Origin of the sequence: Aliivibrio sp. 1S128, from assembly GCF_001691065.1 — a bacterium.
Taxonomy (GTDB): domain Bacteria; phylum Pseudomonadota; class Gammaproteobacteria; order Enterobacterales; family Vibrionaceae; genus Aliivibrio.
Map to the genome: position 1 here is coordinate 1 of NZ_MAJV01000184.1, position 723 is coordinate 723.

General features: G+C 35.3%; 2 protein-coding genes. Both read right to left on the minus strand.

Going from position 1 to position 723, the window contains the following annotated elements; translation table 11 throughout:
• Nucleotides 1-26 precede the first annotated feature (26 nt).
• Complete coding sequence (locus A6E03_RS19675; protein ID WP_065594927.1) at nucleotides 27-302, minus strand: helix-turn-helix transcriptional regulator; 276 nt, start codon at nucleotides 300-302, stop codon at nucleotides 27-29.
• 1 nt (nucleotide 303) lies between these two features.
• Nucleotides 304-648 (minus strand): type II toxin-antitoxin system RelE/ParE family toxin, encoded by a 345-nt coding sequence (locus A6E03_RS19680; protein ID WP_045103967.1) that lies wholly within the window; start codon nucleotides 646-648, stop codon nucleotides 304-306.
• Nucleotides 649-723: the final 75 nt, after the last annotated feature.

A 723-nucleotide genomic window follows, 5' to 3' on the forward strand; every position in this document is an offset into this window, starting at 1 on the left:
GTTGATGCGATTGTTAACTGTACTTCTTACACCAAGCGAATTTCTAATTTTTTACCTAATGCTGAAGCAAAACGTTCAAGAGTTGATAATTTAACATCATCTGAATGGTTTTCAATTCGTGATATAGCACTTTTTTGTGTCTGGAGCTTTGATGCTAGATCGACCTGAGTTAACCCTGCATCTTTACGCGCTTCTTTCAACAAGGCACCAAATTTAAACGATTGGTAACCTTCTTCATATCCGTCAGAAAAATCAATGTCGCTTGCTTTACGGTTAGCTAAATATTTTTTAAAGTCACTCATATTATTTCCTCGCTAAATAGTCTTTACGACGATTCTCTGCAATTTTGATTTCTTTTGGTGGCGTTTTTTGTGTTTTCTTTTGAAAACCATGATTGAGAACAACTAAGTTATCACCATCAAAAAAGCCTAATAAACGAAATATATTCCCACCAACTTGTACTCTCACTTCCCAGATATTGTCAGTATTAACCAGCTTTTTAAGGTAAGTCGTTGGGATCTTGTCCAATTCTTCAATTAACTGAAGTACCCAAGCTACTTTCTGCGCTTGCTTACCCGAAAGTGAATCTAAAAATTCAGCTATCGGACATTTACCGTCTTCGGTAGTATAAAAATCAATATTTCTCATACACAAATGTTAACATCAATGTGAACTTTTGCAAGCTAGAAATTTTCGCTTTGTACAGTTAACGCCTGCATAACA

Bases quoted from the DNA above. Each gene is read 5' to 3' on its own strand.
- A6E03_RS19675 (WP_065594927.1), bottom strand. From the start codon at position 302: ATGAGTGACTTTAAAAAATATTTAGCTAACCGTAAAGCAAGCGACATT.
- A6E03_RS19680 (WP_045103967.1), bottom strand. From the start codon at position 648: ATGAGAAATATTGATTTTTATACTACCGAAGACGGTAAATGTCCGATA.